Raw genomic sequence first — 16973 nt, 5'->3', positions numbered from 1 at the left:
ATCAATAGTGCTTTGCCATTCATTCCTATTGACATTCACAGCGAAACATCGTAAATTGTATTAATCGGAACTACAATAATGTAAAGTATATAAATTAGCCTTTCCATATCTACTATATACTCTCAAGTTTAACTTAAATTTTAATGTCATGCGTTTTTTTTTAAGAGGACACCTTTATGGTTTAATATGCAGGGAGCAACGAACACCTGTAAAAGAAACCATTGTGCGGCTTTACCGTTACAACAACCAGGATTCAGTAGTTGGGATGGCTACCGCCCAACCCAAAGAATTGTTTAAAATCTACTCTAAAGAGGAGTTGAGTGCTAAATCAAAAGATTTAATTGCCGAAACCCGAACTGATGGAAACGGGGCCTACTCATTCGATTTGGACGAAAAAAAACAAAAATATGGCGGCGGCCCCGTCGAGATCGTACTTAATTATCCCGATGTGCCGGATTATGGGCAGGAAAATCAGGACAAGCCAAAGGGCTTTAAAGAGTTTGATGTGCGCGTAAATGTTTTTCAGCCCAAGTGGAGGGAAACGAACGAAGGTTTTGTTATCGCCACTTTTAATTACACCTTTAATTCAAAAAACTGGTGTTATATGATGGGTCTGCTCGATCTTTGGTTCATCTTTGGCCGGCTTACCTTTTGTAACACGCAATCCCCCATACCTGGCATTGAAGTAACCGCAATGGACGATGACTGGATAAGCGACGACAAGCTGGGAAGCGCCCTAACGGACAGCAGCGGACGTTTTTTAATTGTTTACACCTCCAAAGAATTTAAAAAGACCTTCCTTTCGCCTTGGATTAATGTGGAAACCCCCATATTGCCTTGGAACAACGGACCCGATGTTTATTTCAAATATTCACTCGGCGGTGGATCTTTGGACGAGCCACCATCGAGAGGCCGCGATAAGGATAGGGAAAACGTGGGGAACTGCTTTTGTGTGAGCCTATGCCTTAACGAAGGCCCCATACCCGGACCCGAAGACCCCACAAATCCTACATTTCTAAGGATCGGACAAAACAGGGCATATCATATCCTCCATAACATAGACTCTACCACCGGCCGTACCACGGGCAAGCCCACAGCCGGGTGGAACGGGTTAGCCTTTTACGATAAATTGAGTTTATTGGGCAGCTTAAACAAAAAGATGAATGGCAAGCCACTGGAGTACAAATTCCAGTACGAAGAGTGGGACGCCCCGGGCGTACCAAAAATGGGTGCGACTTGGACGGACATTGAAAAAGCTGATATTGCCCATACGGTTATCGGTTATACGCAAGTATTAATTCCTACCCCGGATGGATACGAAATAATAGAAACCCCCTATGCAATTGATCACCAATCGGGCGAGATGGAAGTATCTTTCGCGTCCGATAATTGGATAAAAGTACCCCAGGAGAGTAATTTCCTGCCTAATCGAAACGGACTGCTCATCAACCTTATTTCGACAAAACTGATGAACGATTCGGTTGATATGGCTGGACTTGTACCGGGCGACAACGTAACGAGCATTCAGCCATTACAAAAAAACAGGTATTATAGGCTACGCATGCGAATACGCGAAGAAGGAAATGAACCAAGCGAAATAACTGTAGGTGTTTCAAAAGTATTAGCACTATTTAATTTCAGATACCAGAACGTACCTAAAAACGGTTCGTGGATACCAACCTCCGTGAGCAGTGAGATAGGGGTAGCGAGCATGGATATCAAAGAAATGGTAGGAGCCGGATGTGGTAAAATCACCAATTCTCTGACCGTTCAATATACTGCCGCAAACCCCAATCTAGGTAATGTATGGGTACGAATGACAGGACCCGGTGGGCCATACGCTTTCCCTGCCATTGCGCATAATACCCCGGGAGAAGAAGCACATGGCGAGGTAGCTTATGGAAGCTCGGTAAGCGCATTGCCCAACTGCGCCTACATTGTTTGGCTACATGCCGATATGAAGCTTACCAACGGTGAGATAACCCACCACGACATTTGGGACCAGATGGCCTTTTGTAAAGTGTAAGTAGTGGCGTATATAAGAAAACCCGGTTAATCCGGGTTTTTCTTATATACGTTTTGATATGGAAATTAGATAAGAGCCACCAAGCTCCACCAGCATTCGATCAAAAAAGGCCGATCACAACTGACCGGCCTTTTTTAGTATTATTTGATTTTTATTATTACTGAACGATAGCTTTAAAGCTGGCGTCCTCCATGTACTTGGCAAATTCTTTGTCCTTTGCAGCGTCGGCTTTAAGCGAAGAATCAAGTTCAACGGCCTTGCGCAGACTATCAAATACCATATCGTTATCATTGGTGCGAGCACCTACGATAGCTTTCAGGTAATATTTAAAACCAACTTCCATAGTGTTGGCGTTCAATGTAGATAGAGCAGCATCATATTTACCGGCTAAAATTTTAGCTAAAGCCGCATTACATGTAGTGCTGTTTCCGAAATAACGCATAGCAGCATCGTAATCGCCTTTGTAAATCGAAACGATACCCAGGTTAGTATCCAACTCAGGACCGGCACCCGCGGCAGCACCAAAGTGCTCTTCGGCTTTTGCCATGTCATCCTGACGTAATGCAACAACACCAAGGTTATTATGAACTACCGGATTGTTAGCATCAATACTGTTGGCTTTTTCCAGAGCTGTTTTAGCTTCGTCCAACTTATCTTGTTGTATTAATATGTAGGCCACATTGTTATAGCCTCTCCAGCTTTCAGGAAATACCTTATTCACGCTTTTATAAACAGACAGCTTTTCGTTCAAGTCGTCAGTTAAAGTAGCTGCATAAAGTAACTCCTCTTCGTTCAAGTCACTTGGGCTAGAAGCTGCAAGATCTTCAATTTCCTCATCTGATTTTCCAATAACTTCTACATTTACGGCCACTTTAGAACGACGCAACTGAGGCAATATGTCATCAGCAATAACTTTGTAAGTTTCCGACATGTTTTTGATTTCTCTCTCGCGAACCTGAGGATCAGAATACATAGAAAGCACTCTTAATATTAGCTCTTTATCCTGAATGCTTGAAGCTTGCATCAATTCTTTGAATCCTTCCCAGTCTTCCGGTGTATTTTTCAGGTTGAAGAAATCTTCGCCACTTTTTTCCACTTTGGCTCTCTTCAACTCTCTGGCCACATAACCTTTGGTTACGTCTTGCCTTTTTTCCGACAATCTGGTATTCAGATCTGTTGGACCGTCCGGAGATGCATAAGCCGAAATAGATACGCCTTTGAACTCTTTGTTCTCAGCCGCTTCCGCTTCGCTGATGTAGCTTTTAAGTGCTTTTATTTCTTCTTTTCTCAACTCTGTACCGCGCAAAGCAGCTTGTTGTATCATAAAATATATTTCTGCATTTTTGCTTTCAGGTACAATACGCTTAAAATTATCGCTACCCAATGCAACTGCAGCACCTTTACTTTTAACCAATCCAGCTGTAGCAATAACACCTTCGGCAATTTTAACATCGTCGAAGCCCATGCTCTCGCCACCTTTTTCGGCTCTAATACGCACAACCAAGTCCGATACCTTCATGTTGTCGTTATAAGGAACTGAACCGGTATAAGTGTATTGTCCACCATTGAGGTAAGAAATCACTTGATTGTTTCCGTCCACACTTTCCCCTTGAACAGTTTTAGAAGGAAATGCTGTTTCACCGCCATCATACTTTAACACGGGGGTAAGCTCAATGGTTGCTTTTTTATCCATGTATTTTTCGGGAACTTTTACCTTTACGGTAACATCCACTTTGCCCGCATGTGCCTCAAGCACTTCAGGAGTAACTGTGTAGGTTACGTCGTTTGCTTTCTTCTTCATTTTGTTTAAGCCTGCACAACTTACTAATAACGCTGCCAAAGCTATCGAAGCAAAAATTTTAATCCTTGATTGTTTCATAGTATTAATCCGATTACGTGTTTTCAATTAACTATCGATAAGTATTTACAAATTTAACAATGTTTTGAACAAATAAAAGCTATCCTTTCATTTAGTGCAAATATATATATTCTACCAAAATAAACACAACACCAAGTCATTTAATCTAAATAAACTTCATTTCATGAATTATTATTTGAAAAATGCATATTAACTGATGTTTTACATTACAATATTTAAACTATCTTAACTCTCGTTACACCCGGCGGGTACGATTTATTTATCAGGCCGATAAATTGTTTGTAATGAATATATTGATGAAAATCAGCGTAGGATGCATCCAATATAACAACAGGAAAATCCTTCACTTCCTTAAAGTAGTCAAAGTAGCTCTTGGTCACGGATGATAAATACGCTTTTTCAATACTCACTTCGTACGACCTACCTCTTTGCATAATATTGTTTTTCAGTATATTCACATCTCTATGAATATAAAACATCACATCCGGCTTTGCCGACAAAGACCTAATCATATCAAAGAATTGCCTGTACAGCTGAAACTCATCATCCGACAATGTAATTTTAGCAAAAATAAAGGACTTCATCAAATAATAATCGGCAATAGTTAAATTATTAAATAAATCGCCCTGTTTAAGTTCACTCTTTAATTGTTTGTATCGTGCGGCTAAAAACGAAAGTTCCAGGGGGAATGCGTATCGTTGTGGGTCGGAATAAAACTTAGGCAGAAAAGGATTTTCTTTGAAAGATTCCAATATAAGCCTCGCTCCCAAATCTTTAGCTACCTTTTCTGCCAATGTTGTTTTGCCTGCCCCAATGTTTCCTTCGATAACAATATACCTATTTAACATTCCATTGAAATTGCACATCAATAATAATTATTCATACAACGGAGCAAAGTGCATGTTGTAAAACATAAAAGAGTACAAGTCGGCCGCTTCCTCAATTTGTTTACTGGTGGGTTTACCTGCTCCATGCCCCGCTTTACTATCGATACGAATAAGGACGGGATTGTTACCCTGGTAAGTATTTTGCAATGCGGCAATATATTTAAACGAATGCGCCGGCACCACCCTATCGTCGTGGTCGGCGGTTAAAACCATTGTTGCCGGATATTCCACTTCTTTACGAATATTATGTATGGGTGAATAAGCATAGAGATAATCGAACATTTCTTTGCTGTCGGCAGATGTGCCATAATCAGTAGCCCAGAACCTACCGATGGTGAACTTATGGTATCGTAACATATCCATCACACCCACTGCCGGTATAGCTACCTGAAATAAATCGGGACGCTGGTTTACTACCGCCCCCACTAATAATCCCCCATTGGATCCACCCATGAGCGCCAATTTTTGTGGTGAGGCATATTTTTGCGCTATCAAATACTCAGCCGCCGCTATGCAATCATCAAACACATTTTGCTTTTGCAATTTAGTACCTGCCTGATGCCATTCCTTCCCGTACTCTCCCCCACCACGCAGATTTACCATAGCGTACACACCTCCGTTTTCGAGTAAAACCATACGGCTCAACGAAAATGAGGGCGTGAGCGATATATTAAAACCTCCATAGCCATATAACATGGTTGGGTTATTTCCATCGAGCACCAGCCCCTTTTTGTGCACAATAAACATCGGTACCTGCGTACCGTCTTTACTTGTAAAGAATACTTGTTTGGTTTCGTATTGGCTAAAATCTATATCTATATCAGGTTGCCAATACAACTCGGTATTATTGCTTGTAACATCGTATTTATAAATTGCCGAAGGATAAACGAAGGAATTAAAAGAGAAGTATGTTTCGGTATCTTCCCTTTTGCCGCTAAAACCAGCCACCGATCCAATGGCAGGCAAATCAACATTGTAGAGGTACGTTCCGTTTGTATCGAATACTTTTACAATATCCTGTGCATCGCTCATGTATTGTGCTACCATTTTACCATCCAAAACAGAAACACTGTTTAACACATCGTTTTGTTCGGGGATAACATCTTCCCAGTATTCCTTGGCATACTTATTTAAGGAGAACTTTACGATACGTTTTTTGGGAGCTTTGTAATTTGTAGAAAGCAAAAATGTACCCTTGTGATGATCCACGATGGAATGGTCGTTATCAAAATCATCAACCACTTTAATTATGCGGGATGACTTTTTACTCAAATCCTTTATATAAAGTGCATTACCGCTGGTTGATTCCGTTTGATAAATAAGCAAATACTTATCGTCGTCGGTAACGCTTGCACTGGCCATACGCCCGGGATGTTCGGGGTCTTCAAAAATCACTTTGTCCTCTTCCACCCTATCGCCCAGCTTATGATAATATAATTTCGGGTTTTTATTCTCTCCCTTCAATTCGTCACCCTCTTTGGGCTCGTCGAATCGGGAATAGAAAAAACCATTTTTATACCACGCGATACCCGAAAACTTGGCCCACATAATATGATCGTCGAGCAAAGTTCCGCTTTCAATGTCCTTTACATATATCTCGCGCCAGTCGGAACCTCCACGCGAAATAGCATAACCCAAGTATTTACCGTCTTTGGATATACTGAAGGTACTTAAGGATACCGTACCGTCTGCAGATAACTTATTTGGATCTATTAACACCTTCTCTTCGTCCTGCTCACTTTTTTTATAATAATAAACCGATTGATTTTGCAGGCCATCATTTTTAGCGTAAACGATTAAACCGGATTGCTTAAAAGGGGCTCCCATTTTGGTGTAATCCCAAATTTCGGTAAGTCTATCTTTAATTGCATCGCGAAATGGGATATTTTGTAGGAAGGAATTAGTTACTTTGTTTTGTTCCACTACCCAATTTTGTGTTTCTTCCGATCTGTCGTCTTCTAACCAGCGATAGGGATCGGGTACCTCGGTTCCAAAATACACATCAGTTGTATCCACTTTTTTGGTTACGGGGTAGGATAATTTTTCCATTTTAGGTTTCGTATTACACGCCACAATAAGCAAGCACACACTTAAGCAGGTGATATTATTCAGTAATTTAGGTTTCATATCGATAAAATTTGATGGCAAAAATAAATAGTGTTTATTGTATAAATTCATTTTGTTTAAAAAATTCTACTTTGTTTCCGCATTCTTTTCTCTTTTCGGGTGCCGGCAGACCAGCCCAGCAACATTCCTATAAGCCAGCCCAGTAGTACTGCCCCTTTATATTCACCCGAAAGAAATGCAAAACCCACTATGGCACCAAGCAATACACCAACAACCATTCCGGCCAATGTATATAAAGAAAGTAGATAACCTTTAGGCCGAATAGCATGGCTTATCTTTAAATGCTGCATTATTATCTCCACCAGATTCTCAAAATCTATTGAATATCTGTTTCCGTCTTCAAAAAACTGATCGAAGTGCAGTGTTGACTCCTGGAGCTTTTGCCAATACATAAAACACTCACTACAAGAGTTTGATTTATCGGAAAGCAATTTACCCAAACGGGGCAGTACTTCAAAACTTGAGATTACAGCCTGCACCCTGGGTATCTTATCCACCTTTTCTTCCAGATCAGACATCCATTCGTCGTATGATAGTAGTTGGTTCATAGGTATATAATGTTTTAAGTTGGCTAATCGGTGTCCGGTGTTCGGTAAAATAACTAAAAAAAATCATCAGTAAACATACAAAAAGTAAGAGCAATAAAAAAAGGCCTCGCGGCCTTTTAATTTTAATGATTTAACTAATTGTAGCTTCTTTTTTACTTTCGTTCGGGACGTGGCAGAAGGGCTTTGCGCGATAGTTTTAGTTTACCTGAGCGCTGATCAACTTCTATCAGCTTAACCTCTACTTCTTCACCTTCCTTTAGTACGTCTTCCACTTTTTCCAGACGCTTCCACTCTATCTCCGATATATGAAGCAAACCTTCTTTTCCGGGTATAATTTCCACAAAAGCACCAAAAGGTACAATTGACTTAATCTTGCCTTTGTACACTTCGCCCACTTCGGGTACCGCCACAATGCTTTTTATTTTAGCCATAGCTGCATTAATTGCGTCGGCATTGCTGGCCGAAACACTTACTTTACCTGTATCTCCGATTTCTTCGATGGTGATAGTAGAGTCTGTGCTGGTTTGTATTTCCTGTATAATTTTACCTCCCGGTCCTATTACCGCACCAATCATATCTTTTGGTATGGTAATGGATTCCATACGTGGCGCATGAGGTTTAAGGTCGGCACGTGGCTCGTCCATCGTTTCCATAATCTTATCCAGGATATGCAAACGACCCTCGCGAGCTTGTAAGAGTGCTTTCTCCAACACCTCATAAGAAAGGCCATCCACCTTAATATCCATTTGTGTAGCCGTAATACCCTCTCTGGTTCCAGTTACTTTAAAATCCATATCTCCCAAGTGATCCTCATCGCCTAAAATATCTGAAAGGACGGCAAAATTCTTTTGCTCATCTGTAATCAATCCCATGGCAATACCTGTTACAGGCTTTTTGATAGGCACCCCGGCATCCATCAAAGCCAATGTTCCGGCACATACGGTAGCCATTGACGACGATCCATTGGATTCCAGAATATCGGACATAACACGGATCGTATAAGGATAATCCTCGGGCAACATGTTTTTTAATGCTCTAAAGGCCAGGTTACCATGACCTATCTCGCGACGGCTGGTGCCTCTTGACATTCTTGCATCACCGGTTGAGAATGGGGGGAAATTATAATGCAACAAGAAACGTTCTGTGGTTCTGTTAAGCACATCGTCCACTAATTTCTCATCGAGCTTGGTACCCAATGTAACTGTAGCAAGAGCTTGCGTTTCGCCACGGGTAAACACCGCTGATCCATGGGGACCCGGCAGGTAATCCACTTCACTCCATATGGAACGAATTTCATCCGTTTTACGTCCATCCAGGCGTACTCTTTCGTCTAGAACACAACGACGAACCGCTTCTTTTTCTACATCGTGATAGTATTTGCCTATTAACTCTTTAGGTATCTCGGATGCTTCTACATCGGCATAATTGGCTTGTATATACTCCTCTTTAATGGCTGCAAACTTATCTGCGCGCTCATTCTTTGGCAGTCCTGCTTTAGCCACTTCATATACCTTATCGTAAGTAGCCGCCTTGATATGCTCCAGCAGTTGGGCATCGTTTTCTTCGTGGCAGTACTCTCTTTTTACAGTTTTACCAACTTCCTCCATCAGCTCTATCTGAGCCTGACACTGAACTTTAATGGCTTCGTGTGCAAATTTCATGGCCTCAAGCATTTCCTGCTCCGACACTTCTTGCATTTCGCCTTCTACCATTAATATATTCTCCTTGGTTGCACCTACCACCACTTCCATGTCGGCTTCTTCCATTTGAGAACGCGTAGGGTTAAGCACCAACTCACCGTTTATACGGCACACACGTACCTCCGAAATAGGTCCCTGGAAAGGAATATCGGACACGGCTAAAGCGGCCGAGGCAGCCAATCCTGCCAATGCATCGGGCAAATCTTCTTTATCGCCCGAAAGCAGATTAATAGTCACAAATGTTTCGGCATGATAATCCTCGGGGAACAACGGACGCAAAGCCCTATCCACCAATCGGCATACCAATATTTCGCTGTCGGAAGGCCGGGCCTCCCGTTTCATAAACCCACCGGGGAAACGGCCTATGGCCGAAAACTTCTCTCTGTACTCTACCGACAAAGGCATAAAATCGACCCCGGGAGCAGCATCTTTTGCCGTTACCACAGTGGCCAATAAAACCGTGTTGTTCATTTTTACAACTACCGAACCGTCGGCCTGTTTGGCCAATTTACCTGTTTCGATAGTGATTGATCTTCCATCGCCAAGATCAATTTTTTTTTCAATTGGATTAATCATATTTTCTTCTTTATTTCTTTTTAACGCCCCAAATATATGCAATATCATTTTATTATAGGGGGATAAGGTGATTTATTTAATTTTTGATTGGTTTATTGCGGTTTGGTGGTGATGCGGTTTATCGGTGTTGAGCTATGGTACTTGGTGGTTTGCAGATTGACGGATAACTGTATCCTTTGGGTTGGCAAAGCTTGTGCAGTGATTTTGCCTTGTCCGTAACAAAAAACTGTTTGTCAACAATGGTTCAAATACAAAAAATGGTATTCCTAATAATAAAACTCAACCGCAACTTTCGGAATGCTGCATTATGCATTAACATGGATGTACGATAAGGCTTTTACTGACAATACCTCATTGACCATTAAAAAAAGGCAACCCATTATGGATTGCCTTTTTGTTTCGTTGCAGGATTACTTACGTATTCCTAATTCTTTAATTAATGAACGGTAACGTTCAATATCTTTATCCTTGAGATAATCAAGAAGATTACGACGTTTACCAACTAATCTAACCAAAGAATGCTCTGTGTTATAATCTTTTTTGTTGACCTTTAAATGTTCGGTCAAGTGAGCGATACGGTAGGTAAATAATGCTATCTGGCCTTCTGTTGAACCAGTATCAGTATTCGACTTTCCGTATTTCTCGAAGATTTCCTGCTTTTTTTCTTTTGTCAAGTACATAAAGCTTATATATTAAAATTCGCGTGCAAAGATAATCATTTATTCAAATGTAGCAACGGTGCAAAGAGAAAAGTTTTTAGTTTCTCTGTTTATATCATACAAGTAAGCAACTAAAATAAAAGTAATGGATATTGCACTCCCCCATTAGAATTTTAAAGTGATAATAGTTAGCAACTTGAGGTAATATTACCTGTTGAAATCCTCGGTTACAACAGCTACAGAAACGAAAGGGGTGGTTTAATAAGCCTTAACTAAAGATACAACCGTATTAGGTGTGCAAAGCTATTGATGCGTGGTACAATGCTCGTATACCTTCGGCGTATCTTAAGGAGTTGATAAAAGATCGGGGAATACCACCTCGCGTAGTATAAACATAAAGTTGTAATGGTAAGCACCTGCCTGGCAAAGGCACGAAATTTTAGAATACAGACTCTTATATCCTGAACCTAAGATTTATATACTTAGCCGAAATAAACAATGCCATCACGAACCTGAACAAAACAAAATCCTTTGCTCAATGCAAATCCGGAACCCTGTATAAAACTATTTCATCGTCATTTCTTTATAAAAACCATGCGTACAATATAAATAAGCGACCTTACTGCAGCAAGCAGTAGGTAAATCATGATACCCAGTAAAATTACGGTTGGCAAATAGGTCCATAATTCCACCCAGCGGGTTTGGTGTATAATGATGAAATAAATATTTATACCAAACGCTAACAGCAAACAAATCATAAGGATAATAAACTCCTTTTTTATTCTTTTCCCTCTACTCGTTACATCTTCCATTTTTAAAATTTCACCTTTAACACGAAATGTTAGCAAGTTAAAAAAAAGAGTTTAACATGAACCCTTCGAGTAGCTAAAAGCATATGTAGGTCAACGATAAAATGAATAAAAAAACCGGTAAAATACCGGCTTTTATTATTTTATGGATTACGATGACACTAATACCCTCTCTCGTTGGCCATTTTTTGCATCTCTTCGTTAAATATTTCTTCGTATTTTTTCTTATCGTAATCAACCTGCAGTTTTGCATTACTCGAAATACGGTTGTTCATAGAGTTTAGTACATCTTCCTTTGCAACTTCGATGGCAACGAACGAACGATATTTTTTATCGGGTAATACGCTCGACTTTTCGCAGGCTACAACAATGTTACTAATAGTTTCATCGGCTACTTCCCGTGTTAAGTTCTCAAATTTTTGTTCAAATTCGGATGCCGAACCTACTTCGCGTTCGTTCACGTAACGATCTGTCACCGATTTGGTGTTGGACTGTATGAGGGTGACCAATCGCTGTTTTGCCAAAAGTAAAGCTTTTTCTTTGGACAGACTCAAATCGCTGCTGGTGGACATGGAGAAAGCCCTAAAATACTTTTTATCTGATTTGCCTGCTTTTTCGCAAGGCATATCATCCAGTATCTGACCTACCTCACTATTTGTGGCCACTTTTTCTTTCGATTTACAGCTATAAGCAGCAAAGCTTAAGAAAACTGCTAACACACCCCATCCGATTGTTTGTTTTAATTTCATAATGAACTTTTTTTGTGAATACTCTTTCCGTTTTTCCTTGGATCAAAAATAAAGCCAAAGTTAAAAATTGTTTGTACGTATCCAATTTACTAAGGTTTGACTCTGTTATTATTTTTCTGTTAAAACCTCCATAAATTTCTCTATCTGCTCGTCGGTACCCAACACAAATAACTTATCTCTGGGCGATATTTTAAGTAAAGGCGATGGGTTATAGATGTACGTACCCTCCGGCGTTTTCAGCCCCATCAGGTTAGCCCCGGTCTTTTTACGCAGGTTCATTTCAAGGATAGTTTTATCAGCGCTCTGGGCGCTCATAGCATTGCACTCCACCTCAATTAGTTTCACTTCTTTGCTCTTTTGCAATAAGATATACTCTACAAACTCCACCACATCGGGTTGCGTTACCAACTTGGCCATCCGTTGCCCGCCAATCCTATCTGGCATAATAACGTTATTGGCACCGGCATGACGCAATTTAATATCGGAACGAAATTGACTTGCCCGGCTGATGATTTTTAGCTTTGGGTTCATTTCGCGCGCGGTGAGCACCACAAAAATATTATCGGCATCGCTGGGTAGCGCAGTAATTAACGCTTTGGCGCGGCGTATTTGTGCAGCATCCAACACATCTTCCGAGCTGGCATCGCCCTGAACGTAAAGTAAATCGGGATCTTTCAAAATTCGGGTTACCACATTATCACGTTTGTCTACAATCACAAATTTCTCGCCGTGTTCCTTAAGCTCTATACAAGCCTGATAACCGTTTCTGCCATATCCGCATACAATAATATGGTCTTCGAGTTTAACAATTTTTTTATTCACCTTATATTGTTTATACGATTGCCGTAAGGCACCCTCCACAACCAAACGGGTTACAGAAGTAATAACATAACCAAAACTACCTAAACTAAAAATAATAAGTACAACTGTAAATAATTTGCCTGCATCCGATAAAGGGAACACCTCGCGAAAGCCCACGGTAGAAACTGTAATCACCGTCATATAAAGGGCATCTATAAACGCATACTTTTCGATGGCCATAAAACCAACGCTACCCATCAGTACAATAAGGAACAGCGCAACCAATCCATATACAATAGTCCTAAAATTATCTAAATATGATACACTTTGCTTCACTCCGTGTTTTTAATGGTCAAAACCTTATGGCCGATACTGCACCGCAAACATTTTTTAGGTTTGCAATAATTGTTCGACAAATATATTAAAGCTTGAGAATCTCCGGCATTGTTTACCTTTATATTCTGTTCCTTCCACTTGTCTAAAACCGAATTATTTTCTGCTTTTAAGTTTATTAACCAATCCAAAGCACGTTTTACAACTGTCTGGTTGCCCGTGATAGTGCCAAAAGCAAATAAATAAGGAACTATGGTATTGATAATAATCCCATTTTTAGAATTACTACCCAGACTCTTGTTTTTTTTATCCGACTTTTTCTGCATCACATAATGTTCCCGCCAATATTCTGAGACGTTCACCTCCAGCAGATGCTCAATATCCTTTAAACGGGCATTGTTTATGAGGCGCCCAAAAACGCCCTTTAACTCAACTAGCAGGGCAGCAAGTTGGGCAATACGGATAGTAGGGAAATTTGAAGGACGCAGGCGTAAAAACCTCCATAAATGAACTTCTATTGGATGAAGGCCATGTTTTTGTTGCAAAAAACGATAGTCTTTTTTTAGCGAGATGAGATAGGCATCCTTAAAATCCCCCATCAAAAAACCGGCCTGCCCAAACAAGAGGGCTTCGAGCAGCGGAAGCTTGTCGGAATATTTTAGCAATACCTTTAAAGGGATAGATTGCGCCAACAGCGCGAAGGGATCGCCATTTACACCGAAACCAAAGCTCCGGAAGAGCAATCTATAAAATGTCTCGTCCCAATTTTGTGTGGTTTGATCTAAGATGCGTTGTATGTTATACATTTTATACTCCAGGCGTTCTACCAACATGCGCTGCAGCCACAAAGATATTTCAAGAGGATTTATATTGTGGAGCTTCCCTGCACAGGCCAACCACTGAACACTGCTTTTGAGTCTAAGGTATTCGCGATAGAGACGAACAGGGCACTGCAATTTTAAAACAGGGATAGGTTCCCCATTGCTTCGCTTTATCGTAGCATCACTGACCTCCACCACATGCAAAATAACATTATCATAGGCCTTGTCTGTTTGGTGCATATGTTCGAACCAGTCGGAAGCTCGTATATGAACCTCTACGTTTCCTGCCCAAAGCGTTCCCCCGATTTTTATTTTTGCGTTAAAAAAATCAGGTCCCGCATGATTATTGGATTCACCCGGATTTATCACCTCTATTTCTTGATTACACTCAGTGCGCAAGGGCAAAGAATTATACTTTTTATAGTACCATATATAATGGATAAACTCTTCGGTCATGATAGGTTCATATTTTGGTGAGTACCCATAACAGAGTGAGATTCTGTTTTCGTTAACAAGCAAACACAACAATAAGCTTATAAAATAGCAGCTTTAATGTACAAAATATTATTTTAACGATAAAGAATTTGACTATACTCTTTTGTCAATTTGATAAACAGATAGGTTCTTTACTGTTTAAAAAGTATATATTGTGAAATAATTAAAGAAAGAAACCACTGAAGTGCTACAATTGAGATGGGCAAATCGGACCGGCAGTATTGATAGCAGCAATCGAAATCAAATTCTTTAAATTTATATCCCTACTTAAAATCAAATTATATTTACATTTGTTTGTTTGAAAAAAATTAAAAAAAGAATTTACCTACTATGCTTGTGCATGCTTTAATAAAAGGAAACAAAAAAGCCTTTGAAACAGTGTATATCGACTATTTCGATATGCTTTTTCATTTGGCGTTGGGTTTTATTGGTGAGCACGAAACAGCGCATGGCTTAGTTCAGGATACCTTTGCTAAACTATGGGAATGCCGCAAAGAGCTCCATATCAAAACCAACCTACGCAATTACCTTTATACCATTACTAAAAACGCGTGCCTAAACCATTTACGGCAGCAAGAGATTATACTGCGAAACAACCGCGATTACCTCATCCCGGAAGTGCGATACAGGCAGGAAGCACTCCAATCATTTGGCGACCCGTACAGTGAATTGGAATCGCTGATAGAAAAGGTAGATGAAGCTATCGATCGCCTTCCCGAAAACGTCCGTACAACTTTTAAGCTTAACCGTTTTGAGAGCTTAAGCTACCAGCAAATTGCCGACAAGCTGGAGCTCAGCCCCAAAACAGTAGAAGCCCGCATATCCAAGGCATTGAAAATTCTTAGGAAAGACTTAAAAGATTATTTACCTGCGGTACAGGCCGTTTTGGGCTTTTTAGGTTTGTAAATGAGCAGTTGTTATTAAAAAGACAAATCCTTATTTGCCAAACAAACTACCCCATCTCTGACGCTGCGCACCAGTACTTCCCCTTCCCTTCAAAATTGGGAAAGGGAAGAGCCGTCTTCGAGAGAAAATCTTACTATTATACTACTCATATGCTTGTCAGGACTGCAACTTTTAAAAAGTTAAATCTGATTTGCAACGAGATATAATAACGTGATGATAGGTTTGCCTATCAACGGATTCCCCTCCTTTTTTAAGGAGGGGTGGATGATGCGTAGGCACAGCGCATCAAACGGGGTGCTTGTAAGCCTTTCCATCGCTTTTTACAAACTTCAGTGGGAATGACAACATCCACCGTTATCGTGCCAACGAAGCGAGACATCTTTTTACGCAAACAATGCACCATCTTTTTCTCATCTTAAAGACCAACTCGCAATGCACTTATATACAACGCCTTAAACTCACACATGTAAATAATTGTAAATTTATTTAAAAAAAACACTTTTTTTGATAGGGTATCAGCGCTTGAATGTGTTTAGTGTTAAGAAAGGCTAAAGTAATTGTAAAACAACCATACAAACTTTGAACCTTATATTTTAAACACTAAACACAACTGAACTGAAAGTTCATCCCCCCGCCAGAAATTTAATTAGGCGGGAATATAAAACACAAAACATTGGAAGAACAATTTTTACATATAATCCGAAATAAGATTACCGGAAAAGAGCGTGCCACCTTTTTTGCAGAGCTGCAACACGACGCAGAAAAGAAGAAAGCATTCATGGCTTTTGAGAAACTGTGGGTAGCCAACAACATGGTGCATCGCGAAACTTCATCGGCAGAAAAGTTAAAAAGTTTCAAAGCCTTTTGGAAAACAATCCATCCCGAAAAACGCATCCGACTATGGCAAAGCATTGCTGCCACCGCCGCCGCGCTGTTAGTGGCATTGTTGGCATCATCTATTTTAATTCCCGGTTTGTGGCAGCCCGCGCCTGAAACCATGGTTTTTTCGGCACCAAAAGGCAATATCTCTCAGGTTACCCTGGCCGATGGCAGCAACATCTGGCTCAACTCTTCTTCTAAAGCTACTATTACCACCTACGGTACTAAAAAAGTAGAAGTAGATTTGGAAGGTGAGGCCTACTTTGACGTACCCCATAACGAAACTCGTGAGTTTTGGGTGCAGACAGGCCATTACCGACTCCTCGACCTGGGCACCCGCTTTAATGTAAAGTACAATCCTGAGGACCATCTTTTGTCCACAGCACTATTTGAAGGTGCTATTGAATTTAGTACCCACAACAAAGTAATTCTGGATGGCCTGAAACCCGGAACCATGTTCTCTCTCGACTTGAGTACCAAAAAGCTCTCGCTAGCCAAAGCAGATGCCGACTTTATTACCGCCTGGAAACAGGGCAAGTTTGTGTTTGTAAATAAAACATTGGAACAAATAGCCAAAGAGTTGGAAGAGTGGTACGACGTTAAATTCGTATTTGCCGACGACAAGGTGAAGAAGGAGCTATTTTCGGGCGTAATAAAACGGCGCACCAGCTTGGAGCATATACTTAAAGTATTAAAGATATCTGCTAATTTGAGTTACACTATTCAGGATTTAGAAGATGGCAGTTGCATTGTAAATTTTAATTAAAACTCCTTATAT

The 16973-nt window shown here is 40.5% G+C and carries 12 protein-coding genes; 3 read left to right on the top strand and 9 right to left on the bottom strand.

The window, feature by feature from the left end; genetic code table 11:
• The first annotated feature begins 148 nt into the window (after positions 1 to 148).
• Positions 149 to 2026: a transthyretin-like family protein gene (locus FN809_RS00205; protein ID WP_142531468.1), complete on the top strand. Its 1878-nt coding sequence runs from the start codon at positions 149 to 151 to the stop codon at positions 2024 to 2026.
• Between the two features lie 157 nt (positions 2027 to 2183).
• Here the strand turns inward: FN809_RS00205 and FN809_RS00200 are convergent, their stop codons facing one another.
• The 9 genes from FN809_RS00200 to FN809_RS00160 form a co-directional block, all read right to left on the bottom strand.
• The gene (locus tag FN809_RS00200; protein WP_246095363.1) at positions 2184 to 3827 is read right to left on the bottom strand and encodes a TPR end-of-group domain-containing protein; all 1644 of its coding nucleotides are present in this window, start codon (positions 3825 to 3827) and stop codon (positions 2184 to 2186) included.
• A gap of 293 nt (positions 3828 to 4120) precedes the next feature.
• Positions 4121 to 4771 (bottom strand): deoxynucleoside kinase, encoded by a 651-nt coding sequence (locus tag FN809_RS00195; RefSeq protein ID WP_142531466.1) that lies wholly within the window; start codon positions 4769 to 4771, stop codon positions 4121 to 4123.
• Between the two features lie 9 nt (positions 4772 to 4780).
• Complete coding sequence (locus FN809_RS00190) at positions 4781 to 6919, bottom strand: prolyl oligopeptidase family serine peptidase (protein ID WP_142531465.1); 2139 nt, start codon at positions 6917 to 6919, stop codon at positions 4781 to 4783.
• A gap of 56 nt (positions 6920 to 6975) precedes the next feature.
• Positions 6976 to 7467: a hypothetical protein gene (locus FN809_RS00185; RefSeq protein WP_142531464.1), complete on the bottom strand. Its 492-nt coding sequence runs from the start codon at positions 7465 to 7467 to the stop codon at positions 6976 to 6978.
• A gap of 152 nt (positions 7468 to 7619) precedes the next feature.
• Positions 7620 to 9743 carry a polyribonucleotide nucleotidyltransferase gene (gene pnp / locus FN809_RS00180; RefSeq protein WP_142531463.1) on the bottom strand — a complete coding sequence of 708 codons (2124 nt, stop codon included), beginning with the start codon at positions 9741 to 9743 and terminating at the stop codon, positions 7620 to 7622.
• A gap of 410 nt (positions 9744 to 10153) precedes the next feature.
• Positions 10154 to 10423 carry a 30S ribosomal protein S15 gene (gene rpsO / locus FN809_RS00175; protein ID WP_142531462.1) on the bottom strand — a complete coding sequence of 90 codons (270 nt, stop codon included), beginning with the start codon at positions 10421 to 10423 and terminating at the stop codon, positions 10154 to 10156.
• 949 nt (positions 10424 to 11372) lie between these two features.
• On the bottom strand, positions 11373 to 11960 hold the full coding sequence (locus tag FN809_RS00170) for a hypothetical protein (protein WP_142531461.1): 588 nt from the start codon (positions 11958 to 11960) through the stop codon (positions 11373 to 11375).
• A 108-nt stretch (positions 11961 to 12068) separates the two neighbouring features.
• Positions 12069 to 13097, bottom strand: coding sequence for a potassium channel family protein (locus FN809_RS00165; RefSeq protein WP_142531460.1), 1029 nt, complete (start codon positions 13095 to 13097; stop codon positions 12069 to 12071).
• Positions 13094 to 14371 (bottom strand): DUF2851 family protein, encoded by a 1278-nt coding sequence (locus FN809_RS00160; protein WP_142531459.1) that lies wholly within the window; start codon positions 14369 to 14371, stop codon positions 13094 to 13096. The genes FN809_RS00165 and FN809_RS00160 overlap by 4 nt, the downstream gene beginning before the upstream one ends.
• 369 nt (positions 14372 to 14740) lie before the next feature.
• Here FN809_RS00160 and FN809_RS00155 point away from each other — a divergent pair, with 369 nt between their 5' ends.
• A complete protein-coding gene (locus FN809_RS00155) occupies positions 14741 to 15316 on the top strand; it encodes an RNA polymerase sigma-70 factor (protein WP_142531458.1) in 576 nt (191 codons plus the stop codon).
• Between the two features lie 673 nt (positions 15317 to 15989).
• Entirely contained in the window at positions 15990 to 16961 is a 972-nt protein-coding gene (locus tag FN809_RS00150; RefSeq protein ID WP_142531457.1) for a FecR family protein, read from the top strand.
• Positions 16962 to 16973 lie beyond the last annotated feature (12 nt).

It is taken from the genome of Saccharicrinis carchari (assembly GCF_900182605.1).
GTDB classification, from domain to species: domain Bacteria; phylum Bacteroidota; class Bacteroidia; order Bacteroidales; family Marinilabiliaceae; genus Saccharicrinis; species Saccharicrinis carchari.
Note: the sequence above shows the minus strand (reverse complement) of the source record. Positions and strands in the feature narration are given on the sequence as shown.